The following is a 22,346-nucleotide window of genomic DNA, read 5'->3' on the forward strand; positions in this document are numbered from 1 at the left end:
ACACCACACGCCCCCGGGTCTGGGGTTGGTCTCTCATCGTGTGTGGGGGGCTGGTTCTGGTGGGGGGTGTGGGGGTGGGTTTCTTGGGTGCCTGGCCTGCCGGCTGGTGGATCGTGATGGTCTGGTGGTGGTGGGTGTGGGTTGGTTGTTTGAGTTGTGGATAGTGGACGCGAGCATCTTTGTAGCTTTTTTGTTTTGTGTGTTTGTTTTGATTGTTGTTTGGCAAGCTATGAAGGGCGCATGGTGGATGCCTTGGCATCAAGAGCCGATGAAGGACGTTGGAGCCTGCGATAAGCCCTGGGGAGTTGGCAACCGAGCGTTGATCCAGGGGTGTCCGAATGGGGAAACCTGGCCAGAGTCATGTCTGGTCACCTGCACCTGAATGTATAGGGTGTGTGGAGGGAACTCCGGGAAGTGAAACATCTCAGTACCGGAAGGAAGAGAAAACAATTGTGATTCCGAGAGTAGTGGCGAGCGAAATCGGATGAGGCCAAACTCGTTTCGTGTGATAGACGGCAGTCGTTGCGGGGCGAGGGTTGTGGGATGAGTGTGTGTTGCCTCTGCCGGGGTGACGCGCGTGGTGTGTGTTGAAGTTGAAGTGGCCTGGAATGGTCTACCGTAGTGGGTGAGAGTCCTGTAGACGTATGACACGCTCCCGTGTGGCGCTTTTTCCCAAGTAACACGGAACTCCTGAAATTCTGTGTGAATCTGGCGGGACCACCCGTCAAGCCTGAATACTCCTTGATGACCGATAGCGGATCAGTACCGTGAGGGAAAGGTGAAAAGTACCCCTGGCGGGGAGTGAAATAGTACCTGAAACCGTGCGCCTACAATCCGTCAGAGCCTCTTTTGGGGTGATGGCGTGCCTTTTGAAGAATGAGCCTGCGAGTTTGCGTTGTGTAGCGAGGTTAACCCGTGTGGGGTAGCCGTAGCGAAAGCGAGTCCGAAGAGGGCGTGTGAGTTGCACGATCAAGACCCGAAGCGGAGTGATCTATCCATGGGCAGGTTGAAGCGTCGGTAAGACGACGTGGAGGACCGAACCCACTTAGGTTGAAAACTGAGGGGATGACCTGTGGATAGGGGTGAAAGGCCAATCAAACTTCGTGATAGCTGGTTCTCCCCGAAATGCATTTAGGTGCAGCGTTGCGTGTTTCTTTCCGGAGGTAGAGCACTGGATAGCCGATGGGCCCTACCAGGTTACTGACGTTAACCAAACTCCGAATGCCGGGAAGTGAAGCGCAGCAGTGAGACTGCGGGGGATAAGCTTCGTAGTCGAGAGGGAAACAGCCCAGACCATCAGCTAAGGCCCCTAAGCGGTGACTAAGTGGAAAAGGATGTGGAGTCGCAGTGACAACCAGGAGGTTGGCTTGGAAGCAGCCACCCTTGAAAGAGTGCGTAATAGCTCACTGGTCAAGTGATTCCGCGCCGACAATGTAGCGGGGCTCAAGTCATCCGCCGAAGCTATGGCATTCACCGTGTGCCCGGAAGGGTGGTGGATGGGTAGGGGAGCGTCGTCTTCTGCTGTGAAGCCCGGGAGTGATCCGCGGGTGGAGTGGAGACGAGTGAGAATGCAGGCATGAGTAGCGAATCACGGGTGAGAAACCCGTGCGCCGAATGATCAAGGGTTCCAGGGTCAAGCTAATCTGCCCTGGGTAAGTCGGGACCTAAGGCGAGGCCGACAGGCGTAGTCGATGGACAACGGGTTGATATTCCCGTACCGGCAATGTAGCGCCCATGACGAACCCGGTGATGCTAACCACCCGACACAGGTCTTCACTCCACCCTTGTGGTGGGGATGGGCCTGGATAGCGTGGGACCCGAACCGGTAGTAGTCAAGCGATGGGGTGACGCAGGAAGGTAGCCCAGCCACAGCGATGGTTGTCTGTGGGCAAGACTGTAGGACCAGACCTAGGCAAATCCGGGTCTGATGTGTCTGAGAGTCGACGCGGAGCCAATATTGGTGAAGTGGGTGATCCTATGCTGTCGAGAAAAACCTCTAGCGAGCTATGCGCCGCCCGTACCCCAAACCGACTCAGGTGATCAGGTAGAGAATACCAAGGCGATCGAGACAACCATGGTTAAGGAACTCGGCAAAATGCCCCCGTAACTTCGGGAGAAGGGGGGCCGGATCCGTCAAGCACCTTGCGTGTGGCAGCGGTGATGGCCGCAGAGACCAGGCCCAAGCGACTGTTTACTAAAAACACAGGTCCGTGCGAAGTTGTAAGACGATGTATACGGACTGACTCCTGCCCGGTGCTGGAAGGTTAAGAGGACCCGTTAAACACGTGTGTTGAAGCGGAGAATTTAAGCCCCAGTAAACGGCGGTGGTAACTATAACCATCCTAAGGTAGCGAAATTCCTTGTCGGGTAAGTTCCGACCTGCACGAATGGAGTAACGACTTGGGCGCTGTCTCAACCATGGACTCGGCGAAATTGCACTACGAGTAAAGATGCTCGTTACGCGCGGCAGGACGGAAAGACCCCGGGACCTTTACTATAGTTTGGTATTGGTGTTTGGTTCGGCTTGTGTAGGATAGGTGGGAGACGGTGAAGCATGCACGCCAGTGTGTGTGGAGTCAACGTTGAAATACCACTCTGGTCGTACTAGATGTCTAACCTAGGACCGTGATCCGGTTCAGGGACAGTGCCTGATGGGTAGTTTAACTGGGGCGGTTGCCTCCTAAAGAGTAACGGAGGCGCTCAAAGGTTCCCTCAGCCTGGTTGGCAATCAGGTGTTGAGTGTAAGTGCACAAGGGAGCTTGACTGTGAGACAGACATGTCGAGCAGGGACGAAAGTCGGAACTAGTGATCCGGCCACGGCATGTGGAAGCGTGGTCGCTCAACGGATAAAAGGTACCCCGGGGATAACAGGCTGATCTTCCCCAAGAGTCCATATCGACGGGATGGTTTGGCACCTCGATGTCGGCTCGTCGCATCCTGGGGCTGGAGTAGGTCCCAAGGGTTGGGCTGTTCGCCCATTAAAGCGGCACGCGAGCTGGGTTTAGAACGTCGTGAGACAGTTCGGTCCCTATCCGCCGCGCGCGTAGGAAACTTGAGAAAGGCTGTCCCTAGTACGAGAGGACCGGGATGGACGAACCTCTGGTGTGCCAGTTGTCCCGCCAGGGGCACGGCTGGTTGGCTACGTTCGGAAGTGATAACCGCTGAACGCATCTAAGCGGGAAGCACGTTTCAAGATAAGGTTTCCCACACTATGTTGGTAAGGCCCCCCACAGACCATGGGGTTGATAGGCCGGAGGTGTACAGCAGCAATGCCCAGCCGACCGGTACTAATAGGCCGAGGGCTTGCCACCAACAATCATGACAAACCCACAACACAAGTCATGAACGCTATCAAGTGCTTTGTCTCGCGTCCACTAGACACAACCCAAACCACCACACCACAACACCAGGCACCACACACGCCCTGGTGACAGTGGCACACAACAGGTGGATAGAGTTACGGCGGTCATAGCGAAAGGGAAACACCCGGACCCATCCCGAACCCGGAAGTTAAGCCTTTCAGCGCCGATGGTACTGCGACCGCGAGGCTGTGGGAGAGTAGGACACCGCCGAACATACTTCGACTGGGAGGTCACCGCTAAGGTGGCCTCCCAGTCTCATTTCCGAGGAAGAGGTTCATCGTGAGCGACGATCGTCGTCGTGGTTCGGGACGCCCCGGACAGGCCCGGTCCGGGCAGCAGAGCCGATCCGGTCAGTCGGGGCGTTCGGGCTCCTCGCAGGGCCGCTCCGGTCGCCCGGAGCAGACCGGCAGGGGTCGACCGCGCACCCAGGGCGGCAAGCCCGCGGGCGCCGGGAGCAAGGGGGGACGCCCAGCCCGGAAGGGGGACTGGAAGCGCCCCGCGGAGAAGCAGGAGCCGCGCACGGCCGAGCAGGCCAAGTACGACGGCCCGCCGATCCCGGACCACATCACCGGCCGTGAGCTCGACCGGTCCGTGGCGGCCCAGCTCAAGGGGCTGCCGGACCGGCTGGCCCTGCGGGTGGCTCGGCACCTGGCCGCCGCGCAGGAGCTGATCGAGGAGGACCCCGAGACCGCCTACCAGCACACCCTGGCCGCACGAGCGCGTGCCGGCCGGCTGGCCGTGGTGCGCGAGGCGACGGGGGAGGCCGCCTATGCGGCCGGGCACTACGCCGAGGCGCTGGCCGACCTGCGGGCGGCCAAGCGGATGAACGGCGCCACCGCCTATCTCCCGATGATGGCCGACAGCCACCGCGCTCTGGGGAAGCCCGAGCAGGCCCTCAAGCTGGCCCGGAGCGAGGGCGTGAAGAACTTCGACTCTCCGGCCCGCGCGGAGATGACCCTGGTCGAGTCCGGTGCCCGCCGCGACATGGGACAGCTGGACGCCGCTCTGCGGGTGCTGGAGCAGGCTCCGCTCATGTCCAGCAGCCGGGAGCCCTGGGTGGTGCGCCTGCGCTACGCCTACGCCGACACGCTGCTGGCAGCGGGACGCGAGGAGGAGGCGCTGGCCTGGTTCCACCGGACCCACGCGATCGACGGCACCGAGATCACCGATGCCGCGGAGCGCGCGGAGGAGCTGGAGCGCGGCCGGGAGTGAGGTCGCCGTACCGCTGGCAATCCTCTCTCCCATGCGTCACAATGGTTGTCACAACCACACACGCGTCACATCCGTGACCGACTCGCATCATCACCTTCGAGGACCGCTGGGGAAGGCGTCGCCTCGACGCCGGTGATGAAGGAGGGTCATGGTGACCACGCACACCCACAGCCGCCGCGGTGGCGGGGCGATGACGCCTGCCACGACGCGCGGTGTTCTCTACGTGCACTCGGCGCCGTCCGCGCTCTGCCCGCACATCGAGTGGGCCGTCGCGGGGGTCCTGGGGTCGGCCGTCAGCCTGGAGTGGACGCCGCAGCCGGCGCAGTCCGGCAGCTACCGCGCCGAGCTCTCCTGGAACGGCGACGTCGGCACCGCCGCGGCCATCACCTCCGCGCTGCGCGGCTGGAACCACCTCCGCTTCGAGGTCACCGAGGAGCCCGGCACGGGCACCGAGGGAGCGCGATTCTCCTACACCCCCGACCTGGGCGTCTTCCATGCCGTCACCGGCGTGCACGGCGACATCATGATCCCCGAGGACCGGCTCAAGGCCGCCGTCGTGCGGGCCGCGGTCGGCGACGCCACGCTGCTCGTCGAGATCGACCGCCTGCTCGGCAAGCCCTGGGACGACGAGCTGGAGAGCTTCCGGTACGCCGGCGAGGGCGCCCCCGTCCGCTGGCTCCACCAGGTCGTCTGAGCGCCCTCCGGCGAGGCAGGACGCAGGAGGGCGACCCGGGCCGAGGCCCGAGCCGCCGTCACGAGGCGCGCCGACGCCGCAGGGCGCCGCCGGCGTACCGGTCAGGAGACGCTGCCGAAGGCCACCGCGACGTTCGCGCCGCCGAAGCCGAAGGAGTTGTTGAGGCCGACGATGTCGCCCTCGGGCAGGTCACGTGCCTTGGTGGGGATGTCCAGGTCGACCTTGGGGTCCTTGTCGTCCAGGTTGATCGTGGGCGGGGAGACCCGCTCGTGCAGCGCCATCACCGTCGCGACGGCCTCCAGCGCGCCCGCGCCGCCGAGCAGGTGCCCGGTCATCGACTTGGTGCTGGTCACGACCACGTCGTCGACCGCGTCGCCGAGCACGGCGTGCAGCATCAGGCCCTCGGCGACGTCTCCCAGCGGCGTGGAGGTGGCGTGCGCGTTGACGTGCCGCACGTCGGAGGGCGAGACCTCGGCGGCCTCGATCGCCTGCCGGATGGCGCGGGTGCCGCCCCGGCCCTCGGGGTCCGGCTGCGCGATGTCGTGGGCGTCGTTGCTGATGCCGGCGCCCAGGACGGCGGCGTAGATCCGCGCACCGCGGGCCTTCGCGTGCTCCTCGGACTCCAGGATCAGCGCGGCGCCGCCCTCACCGAGCACGAAGCCGTCGCGGCCGGTGTCCCAGGGGCGCGAGACCGTCGTGGGGTCGCCGTCGTTCTTCGACAGCGCCATCATGTTCGCGAACGCGGCCATCGGCAGCGGGTGGATGGCGGCCTCGGTGCCCCCGGCGATCACCACGTCGGCGCGGCCCAGCCGGATCATGTCGATCGCCATGGCGATCGCCTCGTTGCCGGACGCGCAGGCCGAGGTCGGCGCGTGGACGGCGGCGCGGGCGCCGTACTTCAGCGACACGTTCGCCGCCGGTGCGTTCGGCATCAGCATCGGGACCGCGAGGGGCGAGACGCGGCGGGGGCCGCGGTCGCGCAACGCGTCGTGGTTCTCCAGCAGCGTGGTCACGCCGCCGATGCCGGAGGCGAGCGCCACCCCGAGACGCTCCCGCTCGACGTCGTCACCGAGGCCGGAGTCCTCCCAGGCCTGGTCGGCGGCGATCACGGCGAACTGGGAGGACCGGTCCAGCCGGCGGGCCTTGACCCGCTCGAGCACCTCGGACGGCTCCACGGCCACCCGGCCGGCGATCTTCACCGGCATGTCCTCGGCCCATTCGTCCTCGAGGCGCCGGACGCCGGAGGTGCCGTTGGTCAGGGCCTGCCACGTGGAGGCCAGGTCGCCGCCGACGGGCGAGGTGACGCCCATGCCGGTGACGACGACGCGTCGAGAGGTCATCGATGCAGTCCGTTTCGTTCGGGTGCGGGTGGTGGGGCGGTCACCGGACCGGCGGTCGAGACGAGCTCGGCCGCCGGCCCGGATCCGGTCAGGCCTGAGCGCGCTCGATGTAGGCGACGGCGTCGCCCACGGTCTTGAGGTTCTTCACCTCGTCGTCGGGGATGGTCACGCCGAACTTCTCCTCGGCGGCCACGACGACCTCAACCATGGACAGCGAGTCGACGTCGAGGTCGTCGACGAAGGACTTGTCCATCTGGACGTCGGCCTGGTCGATTCCGGCGACCTCGTTGACGATGTCGGCCAGGTCGGCGCGGATCTCTTCAGTGGTGGCCATGCGGCTCATCTCTCCTTGGTTGGTTGGTGCTGATGCGGACAATCTGCCACGGGATATGTGGATCAGGGAACGGTGACGACCTGGGCCGCGTAGGCCAGGCCGGCCCCGAAGGCGATGAGCAGCGCCGTGTCGCCGCTCTTGGCCTGGCCCTCGTCGATCAGCCGGTGCAGGGCCAGCGGGATCGAGGCCGCCGAGCTGTTGCCCTGCTCGGCGATGTCGCGGGCGATCACCACGTCGGGCGGCAGCTTCATCGAGCGCGCCATCGCGTCGATGATGCGCATGTTGGCCTGGTGAGGGACGAAGACGTCGAGGTCGTCGACGGTGATGCCGGCGCGGTCGAGTGCCTCGATGGCCACCTTGGCCATGGTGAAGCTGGCCCATCGGAACACCGGGTTGCCCTGCATCACCAGGTGCGGCATGACACCGGAGCCGGGCTTCTCGGGGCTGCCGACGACGTCGCGCCAGTCCTCCCGCTGCCGGATCAGGTCGAACTGCTCGCCGTCGGAGCCCCACACCACCGGGCCGATGCCGGGGACGTCGGAGGGACCCACCACCGCGGCGCCGGCGCCGTCGGCGAAGATGAACGCGCTGCCGCGGTCGCGCATGTCGGTGATGTCGGAGAGCCGCTCGACGCCGATCACCAGCACGTGACGCGAGCTGCCGCCGCGCACCAGGTCCGCGGCCATCGCGATGCCGTGGGAGAAGCCCGCGCAGGCCGCGGAGATGTCGAAGGCAGCGGCTCGGTCGGTGCCGAGCTCGTAGGCCACCGCGGTCGCCGCGGCGGGCGTCTGCAGCAGGTGGCTGACCGTGGCGACGATGACGCAGTCGATGTCCTTGGCGGTGAGCCCGGCGGCGTCGAGCGCCTCGCGGGAGGCCTCCACGCTCATCATCGTGATGGTCTCGTGCGGCTCGGCGAAGCGGCGCTCCTTGATGCCGGAGCGCTGCTGGATCCACTCGTCGCTGGAGTCGATCGCCTCGACGATGTCGGCGTTGGGTACGACGCGGGAGGCGCGGTAGGCGCCGACGCCGAGGATGGCGGCGTGCTCGGCGCCGCGCTGCTGAGTCAGTCCGCTCACTCGGTCGCCTCCTGGGTCGCGTGCTCCGCGCAGAAGGCGCGAGCGTCGTCGAGCTGGTCCGGGGTCTTGAGGGCGAAGGTGTCCACGCCCTTGAGCGCGCGCTTGGCGATCCCGGTGAGGGTGCCGGCCGGAGGGAGCTCGAGGATCCCGGTGACGCCGAGGTCGGCGAAGGTCTGCAGGCTCAGGTCCCAGCGCACCGGGGAGGCGATCTGCCCCACGAGCCGGTCGAGGAGGTCGCGACCGCCGTCGACGACCTGTCCGTCCTTGTTCGACAGCACCCGGGTCGCGGGGTCGCCGGGCTCGACGTCGGCCGCGAGGTCGGCGAGCCGGCCGACCGCGGGGGCCATGTGCTCGGTGTGGAAGGCGCCGGCGACGCTCAGCGGCATCACCCGGGCCTTGGCGGGCGGGTCGGCGGCGAAGGCGTCCAGCTGCTCCGTCGTACCGGCGGCGACCACCTGGCCCGGACCGTTGTCGTTGGCCGCGGTGAGGCCGTGCCGCTCGATCGTGGCCAGCACCTCCTCCCGGTCGCCGCCCAATACGGCGGTCATGCCCGTGGGCGTGACCGCGGCCGCCTCGGCCATCGCGCGACCGCGCTCGCGGACCAGCACCATCGCCTGGTCCGGGGTGAGGACGCCCGCACCGGCCAGCGCGGTGAGCTCGCCGACGCTGTGTCCGGCGACCGCGTCGGCCCGGGCGAGGCTCGGCTCGACCCCGGGGAAGAGCTGTGCGGCCGCGGCGATCCCGGTCGCGACCAGCAGCGGCTGGGCCGTCTCCGTGGCGCGGATCTGGTCGGCGTCGGCCTCGGTGCCGGCCCAGACCAGGTCGAGGTCGGCGGCCGCCGACAGCGACTCCAGGCGGGACCGGAAGTCGGAGTCCTCCAGCCACGGGGCGAGGAAGCCAGGGGACTGGGCGCCCTGGCCGGGAGCGACGATGACGAGCACGTTGTCCACTCTGCCCGGTCCGGCGGCCCTACGCGCCGCCAGGGCCGACGAACTTGTGCGGGATTCTTTGTCGGGTTCCCACAACTGGCGGTTACCCGCTGGTTCGGCTCTGCCGGCCCAGCACCAGGGCGATCCGCAGGGCGAAGGCGTGCCGACCGTCGCTCGGGTCGAGGCCGGTCAGGTCGGCCACCTGCCGCAGCCGGTAGCGCACGGTGTTGGGGTGCACGATCAGCTCGCGCGCGGTCGCCTCGACCGTGCCGCCGTGGTGGAAGTACGCCGCCAGCGTGCCCAGCAGGTCCCCGCGGGCCAGGTCGAGCGGGGTGTAGACGTCGTCGACCAGGTGACGGCGTGCGTGGCCGTCGCCGGCCAGGGCGCGCTCGGGCAGCAGGTCGCCGCTGGCCACCGGCCGGGGCGCCTGCGGCCATCCCGTCGCCGCCCGGTGTGCCGCGAGTGCCGCCCGCGCCGCGAGATGCGCCTTGCCGAGGTCGGGTACGACGGGCCCGACGACGACCGGCCCCGGCCCGAAGAAGCCGGCCACCCGTGCGGCCGCGTCCAGCGGCTCCTCGACGCCGCCGAGGACGACGACCATCCGGTCGCCGTGACCGCCGCAGAGCGCGTCCAGGTCCGCGCCGCCCACGGCCCGGCGTACCTCGTCGAACAGGTCGGTGCCGCCGCCACCCTCCGGCAGGTCGCCCAGCACCACCGTGACCATCCCGCGTCCCCGCCAGCCCAGGGCACTGGCGCGCGACTGCACGGTCTCGTCGGCGTCGGCTCGCAGCACCCCGTCGACCAGCAGCGCCTCGAGCCGGGCGTCCCAGGCGCCGCGGGTCTCGGCAGCTCGGGCATAGACCTCGGCGGTGGCGAAGGCCACCTCCCGGCCGTAGCGCAGGATCGACTCGTGGATGTCGGCCACGTCGTCGGGGTGCACAAGCTCCTCCAGGTGCTCGTCCACCACATCCAGGCCGAGGCGGACCAGGTCGACGGTCTGCCGGAGCGTGATCAGGCCGGTCAGCTCGCGCGGTGCGGCGCCGAAGACGCTGGCCGCGAGGGCGTCCGGGGCGGCCGGGCGCGGTGGGCGCGTGCCGCGGCGGTCGACGTACCACGCGACGAAGTCCCGGACCCCGGCCTGCAGCACCTCGCCGACCCAGGCCCGCTCGCGCGCCGGGAGGTCGCGGAACCAGCCCACCTGGGCCTCCATCCGCGTGGTGGCGGCGGTGCTGAGGCTGCCGACGGAGCGCTGCAGGGCCGCGGCGGCCCGCTCGCGGTCCACTGCCCCTCTGCTGTGCGCCACCCCAGGAGCCTAGCCAACGCCGACGTGGGGGATCGCGCCACGAAATGGAACGTGTTCTGGTTGAATACTTGAATGCGCAACTCATCCTCGGGAGATGCCGAGCGCGACCAGCTGGAGCACGTGACGATCCACGGGCATCGTCGGGCGTTCGTCCGGCGAGGGTCGGGCCCGGCGCTGCTCCTGCTGCACGGGCTCGGGTGCGACCACACGACCTGGAACCCGGTGATCGACGCCCTGGCGCGCCGGTTCACCGTGATCGCGCCGGACCTGCTCGGCCACGGCGCGTCGGACAAGCCGCGGGCCGACTACAGCGTCGGAGGCTACGCCAACGGGATGCGCGACCTGCTGACCGTGCTCGGCGTCCCGCGCGCCACGGTCGTGGGGCACAGCCTGGGCGGGGGAGTGGCGATGCAGTTCGCCTACCAGTACCCCGAGCTCACCGAGCGGCTGGTCCTCGTGGCTCCCGGCGGCTTCGGCCCCGAGGTCTCGCCTGCCGTGCGGGTCGTCACCACGCCCGGCTTCCACCAGGCGCTGGGGGTGCTCACGCTCCCGGGCGTGCGCCACCTCGGCGGGGCCGGGCTGCGGGCGCTGGCCGCCACCGGGCTGCCGGTGACCCGGGACCTCGGCGAGGTCGCCGACATCTACGACACCCTGCGCGACGAGCGCGCGCGTGCCGCGATCCGGCACGTCGTCCGCGCGGTCGTGGACTGGCGCGGCCAGGTGATCACCATGGCCGACCGTGCCTACCTCACCGAGGACATGCCGATGTGCGTGATCTGGGGCGCCCAGGATCAGGTGATCCCCGCCCGGCATGCCGAGATCGCCCGCCAGGTGGCGCCCACAGCTCGGGTCGAGGTGCTGCCCAACGCCGGCCACTTCCCGCACCGGGACCACCCCGAGCGGTTCGTGAGGCTCCTCGCCGACTTCGTGCGGACCACCGAGCCCGCGCGGCACAGCAAGGCGCTCTGGCGACGGCACCTGCGCTCGGGCGGTCGCCCGGACCTGCGGCGCGCCGAGGCGGGGCACTCGCCCGTCGCCCCCGTGGCCTCGGCCTGACGGGTCGCCGTACCTCCGCCCTCGCGGCCTCCACCCGCCGCCTCCGACTGGAGGTAGCCAGGCCACGTGTCCGGCGGCCGCCGGCGTGGCTGGGCTACCTCCAGTCGGCGCTCGGCGTCAACAAGCGCCGACTTGGCGGGGAGGGAGGGGCGGTCGGGTCAGGCGTCGCCGCCCTCCTGGCTCACGCCGGAGACGGCGGTGGGGTCGTCGATCCGGTACTTCTTGAACGCCTCGGCCACCTTGCTCCGGTCGATCTTCCCCGCGTCGGCGAGGGCCTGGAGCGTCTGCACGACCACCGACTCGGCGTCGATGTGGAAGAACCGGCGGGCGGCCGGGCGGGTGTCGGCGAAGCCGAAGCCGTCCGCGCCGAGGACCCGGTAGTCGGCGGGCACCCAGCGGGCGATCTGGAGGGGTACGGCGCTCATGAAGTCGCTGACCGCCACGACCGGCCCCTCGACGTCCTCCAGCCGGGACTGGACCCACGGGACGCGGGCGTCCTGGTCGGGGTTGAGCAGGTTCCACTCCTCGGTGGCGGAGGCCTCGCGGGCCAGCTCGTTCCACGACGTCACCGACCAGATGTCGGCGGCCACGCCCCACTCCTCGGCCAGCATCTGCTGGGCCCGCTTGATCCACGGGAAACCGACCCCGCTGGCCAGCAGCTGGGCGCGGGGCGCGTCGTCGGGCGCGTTCTCCGGCCCGGCGACGTGGTAGAGCCCGCGCAGCAGCCCGTCGACGTCGAGGTCCTCGGGCTCCTTGGGCTGCTCCACCGGCTCGTTGTAGACGGTGAGATAGAACATCACGTCCTCGCCGTGCGGGTGGTCCTCGGTGGAGCCGTACATCCGCTCCAGCCCGTTCTGCACGATGTGCGCGAGCTCGTAGCCGAACGCCGGGTCGTAGTGCACCACCGCCGGGTTGGTCGCCGCGATGAGCGGCGAGTGGCCGTCGGCGTGCTGCAGCCCCTCACCGGTCAGCGTGGTGCGCCCGGCGGTGGCGCCGACCAGGAAGCCGCGGCCGAGCTGGTCGGCCATCGCCCACATCGAGTCGCCGGTCCGCTGGAAGCCGAACATCGAGTAGAAGATGTAGAACGGGATCATCGGCTCGCCGTGGGTGGCGTACGACGTGCCCGCGGCGATCGCCGAGCCCATCGAGCCGGCCTCGGTGATCCCCTCGTGCAGGAGCTGCCCCTGCGCGGACTCCTTCCACGCCATCAGCAGCTTGCGGTCCACCGACTCATAGGTCTGTCCGTGGGGGTTGTAGATCTTCTCCTTGGAGAACATCGAGTCCATGCCGAAGGTGCGGAACTCGTCCGGCGCGATCGGCACGATCCGCTCGCCGATCTCCTTGTCCCGCATCAGGTCGCGCAGCAGCCGCACCAGGGCCATCGTGGTGGCCACCGAGTTCTTCCCGCCGCCCTGCTTGAGCTCGCCGTACATCTTGTCGTCCGGCAGCTTCAGCTCACGCGGCTTCACCCGCCGCTCGGGCACCCAACCGCCGAGCTCCTTGCGGCGGTCGATCATGTAGCGGATCTCCTCGGAGTCCATCCCCGGGTGGTAGAACGGCGGTGCGCCGGTCTGCTCGTAGGCGTCGTCGATCGTCTTGTCCGAGATCGGCAGGTGCAGACGGTCCCGGAAGAGCTTCAGCTCCTCGGGCTTGAGCTTCTTCATCTGGTGGGTGGCGTTCTTGCCCTCCAGGGCCTCGATCGTCCACCCCTTCACCGTCTGGGCCAGGATCACCGTCGGCTGGCCGACGTGCTTGGTCGCGGCGTCGAAGGCGGCGTAGACCTTGCGGTAGTCGTGGCCGCCGCGGGGGAGGTTCTCCAGGTCCTTGTCGGAGAGGTGCTCGACCATCTTGCGCAGCCGGTCGTCGCCGCCGAAGAAGTTCTCCCGGATGTAGGCGCCGGACTCGACCGCGTAGGTCTGGAACTGCCCGTCGGGGGTCTGGTTCATCCGGTTGACCAGGACGCCGTCGACGTCGCGCGCCAGGAGCGGGTCCCAGCCGCGGCCCCAGACGACCTTGATGACGTTCCAGCCGGCGCCGCGGAAGTTGGCCTCGAGCTCCTGCATGATCTTGCCGTTGCCGCGCACCGGGCCGTCGAGCTGCTGCAGGTTGCAGTTGACCACCCAGGTGAGGTTGTCCAGCTCATCGCGGGCCGCGACGCTGATGGCGCCCAGCGACTCGGGCTCGGCCATCTCGCCGTCGCCGAGGAAGGCCCACACGTGCTGCTGGCTGGTGTCCTTGATGCCGCGGTTGTGCAGGTAGCGGTTGAACCGCGCCTGGTAGATCGAGTTGATCCCGGTCAGGCCCATGGACACGGTGGGGAACTCCCACACGTCGGGCATCAGCCGCGGGTGGGGGTAGGAGGACAGGCCGTTGCCGCGGCCGTGCTGGACCTCCTGGCGGAAGTGCGCCAGGTCGGTGTCGGTGAGGCGGCCGGCCAGGAACATCCGGGCGTAGATGCCGGGGGCGGCGTGCCCCTGGAAGAACACCTGGTCCCCGCCGCCGGGGTGGTCCTTGCCCTTGAAGTGGTGGTTGTAGCCGACCTCGTAGAGGCTCGCGGCGGACTGGTACGTCGCGATGTGGCCGCCGACCTCGAGGCCCTTGCGGTTCGCTCCGGTCACCATGACCGCAGCGTTCCAGCGGATCATCGCGCGGATGCTGCGCTCGATCTCCTCGTTGCCGGGGAACCACGGCTCGCGCTCGGGCGGGATGGTGTTGATGTAGTCGGTCGAGCGCAGGGACGGGACGCCGACGTTGGACTCGCGGGCGCGCTCCAGCAGCCGCAGCATGACGTAGCGGGCGCGGTCACGACCGCGCCCGTCGATCATCCCGTCCAGGGACTCCAGCCACTCCTGGGTCTCCTCGGGGTCGATGTCGGGCAGCTGGGTGGGCAGCCCCTCGTGGATCACCGTCGCGCGCGGGCCGGAAGGGGTCGCGGACGCGGACGACTCAGCGGACTCCGAGGAGTCGGCGGGGGCAGTGGTCGCGGCGTCATCCTGGGTACTCACGCCAACATCGTTGCACGCCCCGCGGGGCCGGAAAATCTACCCGCGGGTAGACCCTTGCGGCGAACGTCGTCCACAGCACACCGTGAAGGGTTGCGCCCGGCTGGACGTTCCGGTGGACTAGGCGCCCAACACCGCACCCGCAGCATCGGCAACCCTCAGGAGGACCAGCAGTGAGCCCCACCACGGGCAGCGACGCAGGAGCCGCGTCCCGGCTCGGGATCAACAAGGGCATGGTGGTCCAAGAGCTCGGCTGGGACAACGATGTCGACGACGAGCTCCGTGTCGCGCTGGAGGACGCCATCGACGCCGACCTGGTCGACGGGGACTACGGCAACGTGGTCGACGTCGTCCTGCTGTGGTGGCGCGACGAGGACGGCGACCTGGTCGACGGTCTCGTCGACGCGCTCACCGACCTGGTGGGCGGCGGCGCCATCTGGCTGCTGACGCCGAAGGTCGGGCGCCCCGGTGCGGTGGACCACGCCGACATCGCCGAGGCGGCGCCGGTCGCCGGCCTGAGCCAGACCACGACGGCCGCGGTCAGCAAGGACTGGTCGGCCAGCTGCCTGTTGGCGCCGCGCACGCCCGAGTGACCGAGCGCTCTCTCCCTCCCTGTCCCTCACCGAAAGGCGCCAGTCGTTGAACACCACCATCTCCGGTCGGGTGTCCTCGGCCGGCACGTCGCTGCGGGTCCTTGCCCGCGCCGGAGTCATCCGCCCCTATGGCCCGCGGGCGCTGACCGGCCTCGCCCGGACCCTGGTCCGCTGGGGCACCGGCCCTGCCGGAGGCTTCGCCTCGCTGGCCGCCCGCTCCCCGGACGCGATCGGCGTGGTCGACGAACTGGGTGAGCTGACCTGGGGAGAGGTGCATGCCCGCTCCAACGCGGTGGCCCACGCCCTGCGCCAGCGGGGGATCGGGCAGGGCGACTCCGTGGCCGTCATGTGCCGCAACCACCGCGGCTTCATCGACGCCGTGGTCGGTGCGGCCAAGGCCGGTGCCGACGTACTCCTCATGAACACCGCCTTCGCCGCGCCGCAGCTCAAGGAGGTCGCCGAGCGGGAGCGGCCGCGGGCGCTGATCTACGACCAGGAGTTCACCGGCCTGCTCTCCGACACCCCGGCCGAGCAGCGTTTCGTCGCCTGGGTCGAGGACCCCGAGGACCTGGACGGCGTGACCACGGTCGACGCACTGGTCCGCGACGGGTCGTCGGCGGACCTGACGCCGCCGGGGGAGGAGGCCAAGGTGGTCATCCTCACCTCCGGCACCACCGGCACCCCCAAGGGCGCACCGCGCCAGGCCGGCATCGAGGCGGCCGTGGCGATCCTGTCGCGGATCCCGCTGCGCTTCGGCTGGCGCTGCCACATCGCCGCGCCGATGTTCCACACCTGGGGGTTCGCGCACCTGGCCCTGTCGATGCTGCTCGGTACGACGGTCGTGCTGCGGCGCCGCTTCGACCCCGAGGACGCGCTGCGGGTGACCCAGGACGAGCGCTGCGACTCCATGGCGGTCATCCCGGTGATGCTGCAGCGCATCCTGGCGCTGCCGGAGGAGACGCTGGACCGCTACGACCTCTCCCGGGTCCAGGTGGTCGCGGCGTCCGGGTCCGCGCTGCCGGGCGACCTGGCCCAGGAGTGGATGGACCGCTTCGGCGACAACCTCTACAACACCTACGGGTCCACCGAGGTCGCCTACGCCACCATCGCCGACCCCGAGGACCTGCGCGCGGCGCCCGGCACGGCCGGTCGCACCCCGTGGTCGACCACCGTCCGGATCCTCGACGACGACGGTCGCGAGGTCCCCACGGGCACGAGCGGGCGGATCTTCGTGGGCAACGGGGCGCTGTTCGAGGGCTACACCGGCGGCGGCCACAAGGAGGTCATCGACGGTTTCATGTCCACCGGCGACGTGGGCCGGCTCGACGACCAGGGCCGGCTGTTCGTGGAGGGCCGCGACGACGAGATGATCGTCTCCGGCGGCGAGAACGTCTTCCCCCAGGAGGTCGAGGACTGCCTGGTCCGGCACGAGGCCGTCGTGGAGGCGGCAGCGATCGGCGTCGACGACGAGGACTTCGGTCAGCGGCTGCGCGCCTTCGCCGTCCTCTCCTCGCCGGGTGCGGTCGACGAGGAGGGGCTCAAGGAGTGGGTGAAGAGCAACCTGGCCCGCTACAAGGTGCCGCGCGAGATCGTGCTGCTGGACGAGCTGCCCCGCAACGCCACCGGCAAGGTGCTCAAGCGCGAGCTCGCGGAGCGCGAGGAGTGAGCGGTCTGGAGCTCGGCTCGACCGCGCCCGACTTCACCCTGCGCGACCAATTCGGCCAGGACGTCACCCTCTCGGGCTTCCGCGGCCGCAAGGCGGTCTGCCTGGTGTTCTACCCCTTCGCGTTCTCCGGCGTGTGCACCGGCGAGCTCTCGGCGGTCCGGGAGCGGCTCGACGCGTTCCTCACCTTCGACACTGAGGTGCTGGCGCTCTCCTGCGACCCCGTCTACTCCCTGCGCGCGTTCGCCGACGCCGACGGGCTGAACTTCCCCCTGCTCTCGGACTATTGGCCGCACGGCGCGGTCTCGCGGGACTACGGCGTCTTCGACGAGGAGCGGGGCTGCCCCCGGCGGTCGTCCTACGTCGTGGACACCGACGGCATCGTCCGCTGGTCGGTGCACCACGGCCTGCACGAGGCGCGGGACATGGACGACCACCTGGCGGCGCTGCGCGACGCCGTACGTCCCTGAGACCCGCTGCCGGCGCGGGCAAATCGGTGGCCGACCTGGAAATTTCAGGAAATATCGTTGAAAACGATGCGTGCCCTTGAACCCCGCGCTAGTGTTCTTCATGTCGAACCGCTGGTGACCCGAGACGCCAGCGGTTCGACTCATTTCCGGGTGTTCCCGCCGCGGCCCGACGTGCGCCGGGCGTCCTGGCTGCCGTAGGCTGCGTCCGCTCCCGGGCGCATAGCTCAGTTGGTAGAGCGCTTCCCTTACAAGGAAGATGTCAGGGGTTCGAGTCCCTTTGCGCCCACCCCCGGATCATCGTGCCTGCGCCGCGACGGAACCGTTCCGGCCCGGCGGCCGTCGGATCGGCGAGCCCCTGGCGGCCGGACCGCGCCAGGGAGGACAATCGGGTGAGGGCCCACGGCGGGCCGGAGAGCGGGGGAGCTGGCATGAGGCGGAGATTCCCATTCCTGGGTACGGCGTTGGCCGCGGCGCTGCTCGCCGTGAGCGGCTGCGGCGGCGAGACCGTGGCGAGCGATGCCCCGGAGACCTCGGCCCCGTCGTCCGAGTCCTCCCCGGCGGAGCCCTCGGCGTCCCCCGCGGAGCCCAGCGGCACCACGGAGACGACCGAGGCGCCGGCCGAGCCGGAGTCCACCGGCTCAGCCTCTGGCGCCGCCCCGCCCCCGACCCCGAGCGTCAAGGTGGACGAGGCCGCATGGCGGGCTGACGTGAAGGGTCACGGCCGCTGGACCCGCAACTGGCCGCGGGTGCGCGCCGCCTACATCGGGCCCCAGGGCATGTGTTTCGACGATGCCGACGAGCTCGCCCTGTTGGTGGACCAGATGGAGGACGACGAGCTGGCGGTCACCAGGATCTCCTTCCAGCACGCCTGCCCGGATCGGGTGCCGGTGCTCCGCTCGGCGGTCAAGAAGGCCGATCGCAGCGGGTGAGAGGCCTCTCACGGAGTGCTCACGTGTGACTCACGTTCCGCGACGAGTGTGGTGCTCACCAAGGAAGAGCGCCCCGGCCGAACGGGGCCCGAGCAGAGGAGTCACCCATGAAGCGCACCGCGATCTCCACCCTGATCCGCACCACCGGACTGGGCCTGGTCGGCATGGTCGCCGTCGGCCTGCTGTCCCTGCAGGCACCGTCGGTCTCGCTCGCCGACGACCCGACCGCCCGCCGGGACGAGGACAACCCCGAGCTGGTGCTGGTCGACGACGACGGCGACGACGACGACAGCAACGACAAGGACACCCGCTCGCGCAACACCGGCATCAGCCGGGCGACGGGTGACAACACCCGCAGCAACTTCACCAAGGTCTCGCGGGACCGGGACAAGAGCCGCAGCGACAAGACGCGGGACAAGACCCGCGACGGCAAGGGCGGGGTGAAGCGGGACTGGTCGGCCAACAAGACCAACGACCGCTCGCGCAACGATACCCGCCGGTGATGACGAGCACGATGAACCACATCCGTGAGGACGCCTGGGGCCTCACCGAGGGCGACGAGCTCGCCGCCGGGCTGACCGCGCTGCGGTGGCTCGGCGGCGGGGCGGCGTACGACGTCTATCTCGCCTTCGACGAGGACACCTACGGCCCCGTGGTGGTCAAGCTGGTCCGGCCCCAGCAGGTGGACAACGAGTCCACGCTGCGGGGGCTGCGCCGCGAGATCGACGCGCTGGAGCGGGTGCGCCACCCTGCGGTGGTGCGCAGCCTCCGGCACGACCTCGACGGGCCGCGCCCACACGTCGTACTCGAGCACCTGGACGGCCCGCGGCTGTCCACGCTGGTCCGTCGCTACGGGCCGCTGCAGCCGCAGCAGTACCTGCCGCTGGCGATCGAGGTCGCCTCCGCGCTGCACCACTTCCGCCGGCTCGGGCTGGTGCACCTGGACGTGAAGCCCAGCAACATCATCATGGGGGCGCCGGCCCGGCTGATCGACCTGTCGGTGATGCGGACCGTGGAGGACGCGGCGGCGCTGCGCTACCCGATCGGGACCGACGCCTACATGGCGCCCGAGCAGTGCGACCCGCCGTCGACCGGCATCCCGGGCGTGGCCAGCGACGTGTGGGGCCTGGGGGCCACGCTGCACGAGGCCGTGACGGGGGAGAAGCCCTTCCCCGAGGGCGACCCGGACGCCGACGACGTCGCCGACCGCTTCCCCCAGCTGGTCACGGCGCCGGCTCCCGTGCGGGTGGACGCCCCTGGTGAGGTCGTCGAGCTGATCGACGCCTGCCTCTCGCCCGATCCCGAGGCCCGGCCGCTGCCGCACGAGATCGTCGACCGGCTCGAGCCCGTCCTGGTCGCCCTCCCGCGCGGCCACCTGGCGGGCTTCCGGCTGAAGGGCTGAGGCGGCGCCTGTCCCACCCGTCCCGCGCACTCGTCCCACCTGGCCCGCACCACTCGTCCCACCCGTCCCGCATTTACCAGGTAGTCGCGTCGCTGCGTCGCCGTACCTGGCAGATTCACCCTGCAGAGCGACGCTTTCTCGCGACTACCTGGTCAATGGACGCGGCGGCCGGCGGGCGGCGGGCGGCGGGCACGTTCCGGCGCGGCACCTACCAGAACCCGGGCCCTTGGAGAGGACGTTGTGGTGCCACCCGCACCACAACGTCGGGGCGCGCCATCCCGGGATGTGGGAGGCGACCCACCACAGCGGGTGCGGCGCTACGGCGTGAAGCGGTAGCCCATCCCACGGACGGTGGTGATCGTGGCGGCACCGAACTTCTTGCGCAGGTAGCCGACGTACACGTCCACCACGTTCGAGCCGGGGTCGAAGTCGTAGCCCCAGACGTGGTCCAGCAGCTGCTCGCGGGAGAGCACCTGGCCGGGGTTGAGCATGAAGATCTCGGCCAGGGTGAACTCGCGCGCGGAGAGGTCGATCTCCTTGCCGTCCACGTTCGCCCGCCGAGTGCGCAGGTCCAGCGTCACGCCACCGGCCTCGAGCCGTTCGGGCCGAGCGTCCCCGCCCGCGCCCTGCTCCGCCTGCCGCAGGCGCAACCGCACCCGGGCCAGCAGCTCGGCGAACCGGAACGGCTTGGGCATGTAGTCGTCGGCCCCGCCCTCCAGGCCGGTGACGGTGTCGCCGACCGAGTCACGGGCGGTGAGGATGATCACCGGCAGCCGGCTGCCCTGGGACCGCAGCTGGGAGAGCACCTCGAAGCCGTCGATGTCGGGCAGCCCGATGTCCAGGATCATCAGGTCCATCAGCCCGGAGAGCGCATGCTCGAGCCCCTCCAGGCCGCTCCGGGCGATGGTCGTGCGGTGCCCCTCGGCACCGAGCCCCTTGGCGACGAACGAGGAGATCCGGTCCTCGTCCTCGACGATCAGGATGTGGGCCATGTGTCCTCCTCGGTCGGCAGGATGATGGTCATCGTGGTGCCCCAGCCGGGGGCGCTCTCCACGTCGATGGTGCCGCCGTGCTCCCGCACGACGGCGTTCACGATCGACAGCCCCAGGCCGAACCCCTCGTCCCCGCTGCGCACGCCGCTGCGGGCGAACCGGTCGAAGATCCGCTCGACGTCCTGGGCCGGGATGCCATCGCCGGTGTCGGCGACCCAGAGGCGCAGCCGGTCCGCCGTACGATCCGCTCCGATGGTGATCGTGTCGCCGGGGTCGGTGTGCTTCACCGCGTTGTCGGCGAGCTGGAGCAGCGCCTGGGTGATCCGCTGCGCGTCGAGGTACGCCGTCCCGTGGGCGCGGGAGTCCAGCTGCCAGGTCCGATCGCCGAGGGCGCTCGCCTTGGCGTGGATGCCGGCGACCAGCTCGGGCAGGTCCGTCGGGTGGGGGTCGACGAAGTCCGGCCGCCGGCTCTTGGCCAGCAGGATCAGGTCGCCGACCAGGCGGGACATCCGCTCGGTCTCCTCCAGCAGCAGGGCCTGGGTCTCCCGGACGTCCTCGGGCCGGTCGGGGTCCATCAGCTCGAGATGGCCGCCCATCACGGTCAGCGGGGTGCGCAGCTCGTGGCCGGCGTCGTCGAGGAAGCGCCGCTGCCCCTCGAAGCCCTCCTCCAGCCGCTCCAGCATCCCGTTCACCGTGCGGGTCAGGTCGGTGAGGTCGTCGTTGCCGTACTCCGGGATCCGCTGGGAGAGGTCGGTGGAGCCGATCTCCTCCGTCGTCTGGCGCAGCACCCGGATCGGGGCCAGCAGCTTGCCCGCGAGCAGCCAGGCCAGCAGGGCCGCGACTCCCAGCGCGGCCAATGAGGTGGCGCCGTAGAGCTGCAGGGTGCGGTTCAGCTCCTCCCGCTCGCCCTGCAGGAGGGTCGCGATGACCAGCGCGTCCCCGCGGTTGGACCCGCCGCGGACCCGGACCGGTACGGCGGACACCCAGACCTCGCCGTACTCCGGGTCCTCGAACTTGGTGCGGCCGCCCTCGTCGACCACCCGCTCGGCGGCCTCGCGGTAGCCGGGGGTCTGGAGCCAGTCCTGCCAGGAGCCCCCGTCGCGCCGCTGGACCCCGGCGGAGAGCTCGTGGGTCTCGCCCCCGAGGTAGGTGACGGTGATCTCGTCGTCGTCGGGGACGTTGCGCTGGAGGAACCGCTCCAGCAGCGTCCGAGGCGTGAAGGGCTCGCCCGTCTCCGGGTCGTAGCCCTCGCTCTGCAGCTTGCGGAACTCCTGGAACTCCTGGCTCAGGTCGCCACTCTCGTCGCGGTACATCGAGGCGACCGACAGCGCCTGGAGCAGAGCCCCCACCAGCACCATCGCCATGGCGGTCAGCGCGGCCACGGCGAAGGTGATCCGGGAGCGGACGGACAGGCCGCGACGCGGCCGCTGCGACTCAGTCGTCGCCTCCGTCATCGTCGTCGCCCTCGCCGTCGTCGTCGCTGTCGTCCCCGTCATCGTCCGGTGCGGCCGGCTGTGGCTGCGGGCGGACGACGGTCACCCCATCATCGTCGTCATCCTGCCGCACGCCGTCATCGTCGTCGTCACCGCGCGGTCGGCTCGGCGGGGCGGGGGTGAGCGTCGGGCCGGGCACCACCTCGCGGGTCGGGTAGTCGACATACACCGGCGCGGTCGGCTGCTGATCGAGTCTCGCATCGGTCAGCGAGACACCGGCGATCATCCCCACCACCAGCACCAGGGCGGCCGTCAGGCCGGTCAGCAACCACTTCATGGGCATCATCGTGCACCCGGTGGATGGCGCCGAGGTAAGGCGACGATGAGAGGTCTCTTAGGGAAGGGTTGGTGCGTCTCGATACTCTGACATCCCGATCGGCCACCATCCCCGCGGAGCGACACCACTGTGACCACTGCGAGCCGAACCTCCGACTCGTCCAGCGATCCTGACAGTCCCAGGGGCTCCGGCCCCTCCCGAGGACGACAACCGGCGACC

Annotated in this window: 18 protein-coding genes, 1 tRNA gene and 2 rRNA genes; 12 read left to right on the top strand and 9 right to left on the bottom strand. The window is 69.4% G+C overall.

Going from position 1 to position 22,346, the window contains the following annotated elements; translation table 11 throughout:
* Positions 1–220: 220 nt before the first annotated feature.
* The 4 genes from K8W59_RS06255 to K8W59_RS06270 all read left to right on the top strand — a co-directional run bounded on the left by K8W59_RS06255 (position 221) and on the right by K8W59_RS06270 (position 5,268).
* A 23S ribosomal RNA gene (locus K8W59_RS06255) occupies positions 221–3,311 on the top strand.
* A gap of 147 nt (positions 3,312–3,458) precedes the next feature.
* A 5S ribosomal RNA gene (gene rrf / locus K8W59_RS06260) occupies positions 3,459–3,575 on the top strand.
* A gap of 66 nt (positions 3,576–3,641) precedes the next feature.
* Complete coding sequence (locus K8W59_RS06265; RefSeq protein ID WP_223398152.1) at positions 3,642–4,574, top strand: tetratricopeptide repeat protein; 933 nt, start codon at positions 3,642–3,644, stop codon at positions 4,572–4,574.
* Between the two features lie 190 nt (positions 4,575–4,764).
* Positions 4,765–5,268, top strand: coding sequence for a DUF3145 domain-containing protein (locus tag K8W59_RS06270; RefSeq protein ID WP_223399747.1), 504 nt, complete (start codon positions 4,765–4,767; stop codon positions 5,266–5,268).
* A gap of 101 nt (positions 5,269–5,369) precedes the next feature.
* Here K8W59_RS06270 and fabF read toward each other — a convergent pair whose 3' ends face one another.
* The 5 genes from fabF to K8W59_RS06295 all read right to left on the bottom strand — a co-directional run bounded on the left by fabF (position 5,370) and on the right by K8W59_RS06295 (position 10,250).
* A complete protein-coding gene (gene fabF, locus K8W59_RS06275) occupies positions 5,370–6,608 on the bottom strand; it encodes a beta-ketoacyl-ACP synthase II (RefSeq protein ID WP_223398159.1) in 1,239 nt (412 codons plus the stop codon).
* An 88-nt stretch (positions 6,609–6,696) separates the two neighbouring features.
* Entirely contained in the window at positions 6,697–6,942 is a 246-nt protein-coding gene (locus tag K8W59_RS06280) for an acyl carrier protein (RefSeq protein WP_223398161.1), read from the bottom strand.
* 62 nt (positions 6,943–7,004) lie between these two features.
* Positions 7,005–8,018, bottom strand: coding sequence for a beta-ketoacyl-ACP synthase III (locus tag K8W59_RS06285; RefSeq protein WP_223398164.1), 1,014 nt, complete (start codon positions 8,016–8,018; stop codon positions 7,005–7,007).
* On the bottom strand, positions 8,015–8,959 hold the full coding sequence (locus K8W59_RS06290; protein WP_223398166.1) for an ACP S-malonyltransferase: 945 nt from the start codon (positions 8,957–8,959) through the stop codon (positions 8,015–8,017). Before K8W59_RS06290 ends, K8W59_RS06285 begins: the two co-directional genes overlap by 4 nt.
* Before the next feature lie 91 nt (positions 8,960–9,050).
* Positions 9,051–10,250 carry a PucR family transcriptional regulator gene (locus K8W59_RS06295; protein ID WP_223398168.1) on the bottom strand — a complete coding sequence of 400 codons (1,200 nt, stop codon included), beginning with the start codon at positions 10,248–10,250 and terminating at the stop codon, positions 9,051–9,053.
* Positions 10,251–10,322: 72 nt separating this feature from the next.
* On the opposite strand from K8W59_RS06295, the gene K8W59_RS06300 reads away from it, so the two are divergent.
* Positions 10,323–11,306 carry an alpha/beta fold hydrolase gene (locus K8W59_RS06300; RefSeq protein WP_223398172.1) on the top strand — a complete coding sequence of 328 codons (984 nt, stop codon included), beginning with the start codon at positions 10,323–10,325 and terminating at the stop codon, positions 11,304–11,306.
* Positions 11,307–11,464: 158 nt separating this feature from the next.
* On the opposite strand, the gene aceE is transcribed toward K8W59_RS06300, so the two are convergent.
* Positions 11,465–14,212, bottom strand: coding sequence for a pyruvate dehydrogenase (acetyl-transferring), homodimeric type (gene aceE / locus K8W59_RS06305; protein ID WP_223399748.1), 2,748 nt, complete (start codon positions 14,210–14,212; stop codon positions 11,465–11,467).
* Positions 14,213–14,481: 269 nt separating this feature from the next.
* Here aceE and K8W59_RS06310 point away from each other — a divergent pair, with 269 nt between their 5' ends.
* From K8W59_RS06310 to K8W59_RS06340, 7 genes are all read left to right on the top strand, one after another.
* Entirely contained in the window at positions 14,482–14,901 is a 420-nt protein-coding gene (locus K8W59_RS06310) for a DUF3052 domain-containing protein (protein ID WP_223398175.1), read from the top strand.
* Between the two features lie 46 nt (positions 14,902–14,947).
* Complete coding sequence (locus K8W59_RS06315) at positions 14,948–16,567, top strand: AMP-binding protein (RefSeq protein WP_223398177.1); 1,620 nt, start codon at positions 14,948–14,950, stop codon at positions 16,565–16,567.
* Positions 16,564–17,034, top strand: a complete 471-nt coding sequence (locus tag K8W59_RS06320; protein WP_223398182.1) for a peroxiredoxin — start codon at positions 16,564–16,566, stop codon at positions 17,032–17,034. The genes K8W59_RS06315 and K8W59_RS06320 overlap by 4 nt, the downstream gene beginning before the upstream one ends.
* A 213-nt stretch (positions 17,035–17,247) precedes the next feature.
* Positions 17,248–17,320, top strand: a tRNA-Val gene (locus tag K8W59_RS06325).
* Between the two features lie 142 nt (positions 17,321–17,462).
* Entirely contained in the window at positions 17,463–17,963 is a 501-nt protein-coding gene (locus K8W59_RS06330) for a hypothetical protein (protein ID WP_223398184.1), read from the top strand.
* 107 nt (positions 17,964–18,070) lie between these two features.
* Positions 18,071–18,466: a hypothetical protein gene (locus K8W59_RS06335; RefSeq protein ID WP_223398194.1), complete on the top strand. Its 396-nt coding sequence runs from the start codon at positions 18,071–18,073 to the stop codon at positions 18,464–18,466.
* Complete coding sequence (locus K8W59_RS06340) at positions 18,466–19,365, top strand: serine/threonine-protein kinase (protein WP_223398198.1); 900 nt, start codon at positions 18,466–18,468, stop codon at positions 19,363–19,365. Before K8W59_RS06335 ends, K8W59_RS06340 begins: the two co-directional genes overlap by 1 nt.
* A 317-nt stretch (positions 19,366–19,682) precedes the next feature.
* On the opposite strand, the gene K8W59_RS06345 is transcribed toward K8W59_RS06340, so the two are convergent.
* Genes K8W59_RS06345 through K8W59_RS06355 form a run of 3 tightly spaced genes read right to left on the bottom strand, consistent with a single transcriptional unit; the run spans position 19,683 to position 22,127 of the window.
* A complete protein-coding gene (locus tag K8W59_RS06345) occupies positions 19,683–20,357 on the bottom strand; it encodes a response regulator transcription factor (protein WP_223398217.1) in 675 nt (224 codons plus the stop codon).
* Entirely contained in the window at positions 20,342–21,811 is a 1,470-nt protein-coding gene (locus K8W59_RS06350) for a sensor histidine kinase (protein WP_223398222.1), read from the bottom strand. Before K8W59_RS06350 ends, K8W59_RS06345 begins: the two co-directional genes overlap by 16 nt.
* A complete protein-coding gene (locus tag K8W59_RS06355; protein ID WP_223398224.1) occupies positions 21,792–22,127 on the bottom strand; it encodes a hypothetical protein in 336 nt (111 codons plus the stop codon). The genes K8W59_RS06350 and K8W59_RS06355 overlap by 20 nt, the downstream gene beginning before the upstream one ends.
* Positions 22,128–22,346 lie beyond the last annotated feature (219 nt).

It is taken from the genome of Nocardioides rotundus (assembly GCF_019931675.1).
Taxonomy (GTDB): Bacteria; Actinomycetota; Actinomycetes; order Propionibacteriales; family Nocardioidaceae; genus Nocardioides; species Nocardioides rotundus.

Coding starts and splice junctions, on each gene's coding strand:
- K8W59_RS06270 (WP_223399747.1), top strand. CDS start 4,765: ATGACGCCTGCCACGACGCGCGGTGTTCTCTACGTGCACTCGGCGCCG.
- fabF (WP_223398159.1), bottom strand. CDS start 6,608: ATGACCTCTCGACGCGTCGTCGTCACCGGCATGGGCGTCACCTCGCCC.
- K8W59_RS06280 (WP_223398161.1), bottom strand. CDS start 6,942: ATGGCCACCACTGAAGAGATCCGCGCCGACCTGGCCGACATCGTCAAC.
- K8W59_RS06300 (WP_223398172.1), top strand. CDS start 10,323: ATGCGCAACTCATCCTCGGGAGATGCCGAGCGCGACCAGCTGGAGCAC.
- K8W59_RS06330 (WP_223398184.1), top strand. CDS start 17,463: ATGAGGCGGAGATTCCCATTCCTGGGTACGGCGTTGGCCGCGGCGCTG.
- K8W59_RS06335 (WP_223398194.1), top strand. CDS start 18,071: ATGAAGCGCACCGCGATCTCCACCCTGATCCGCACCACCGGACTGGGC.
- K8W59_RS06340 (WP_223398198.1), top strand. CDS start 18,466: ATGACGAGCACGATGAACCACATCCGTGAGGACGCCTGGGGCCTCACC.
- K8W59_RS06345 (WP_223398217.1), bottom strand. CDS start 20,357: ATGGCCCACATCCTGATCGTCGAGGACGAGGACCGGATCTCCTCGTTC.
- K8W59_RS06350 (WP_223398222.1), bottom strand. CDS start 21,811: ATGACGGAGGCGACGACTGAGTCGCAGCGGCCGCGTCGCGGCCTGTCC.
- K8W59_RS06355 (WP_223398224.1), bottom strand. CDS start 22,127: ATGAAGTGGTTGCTGACCGGCCTGACGGCCGCCCTGGTGCTGGTGGTG.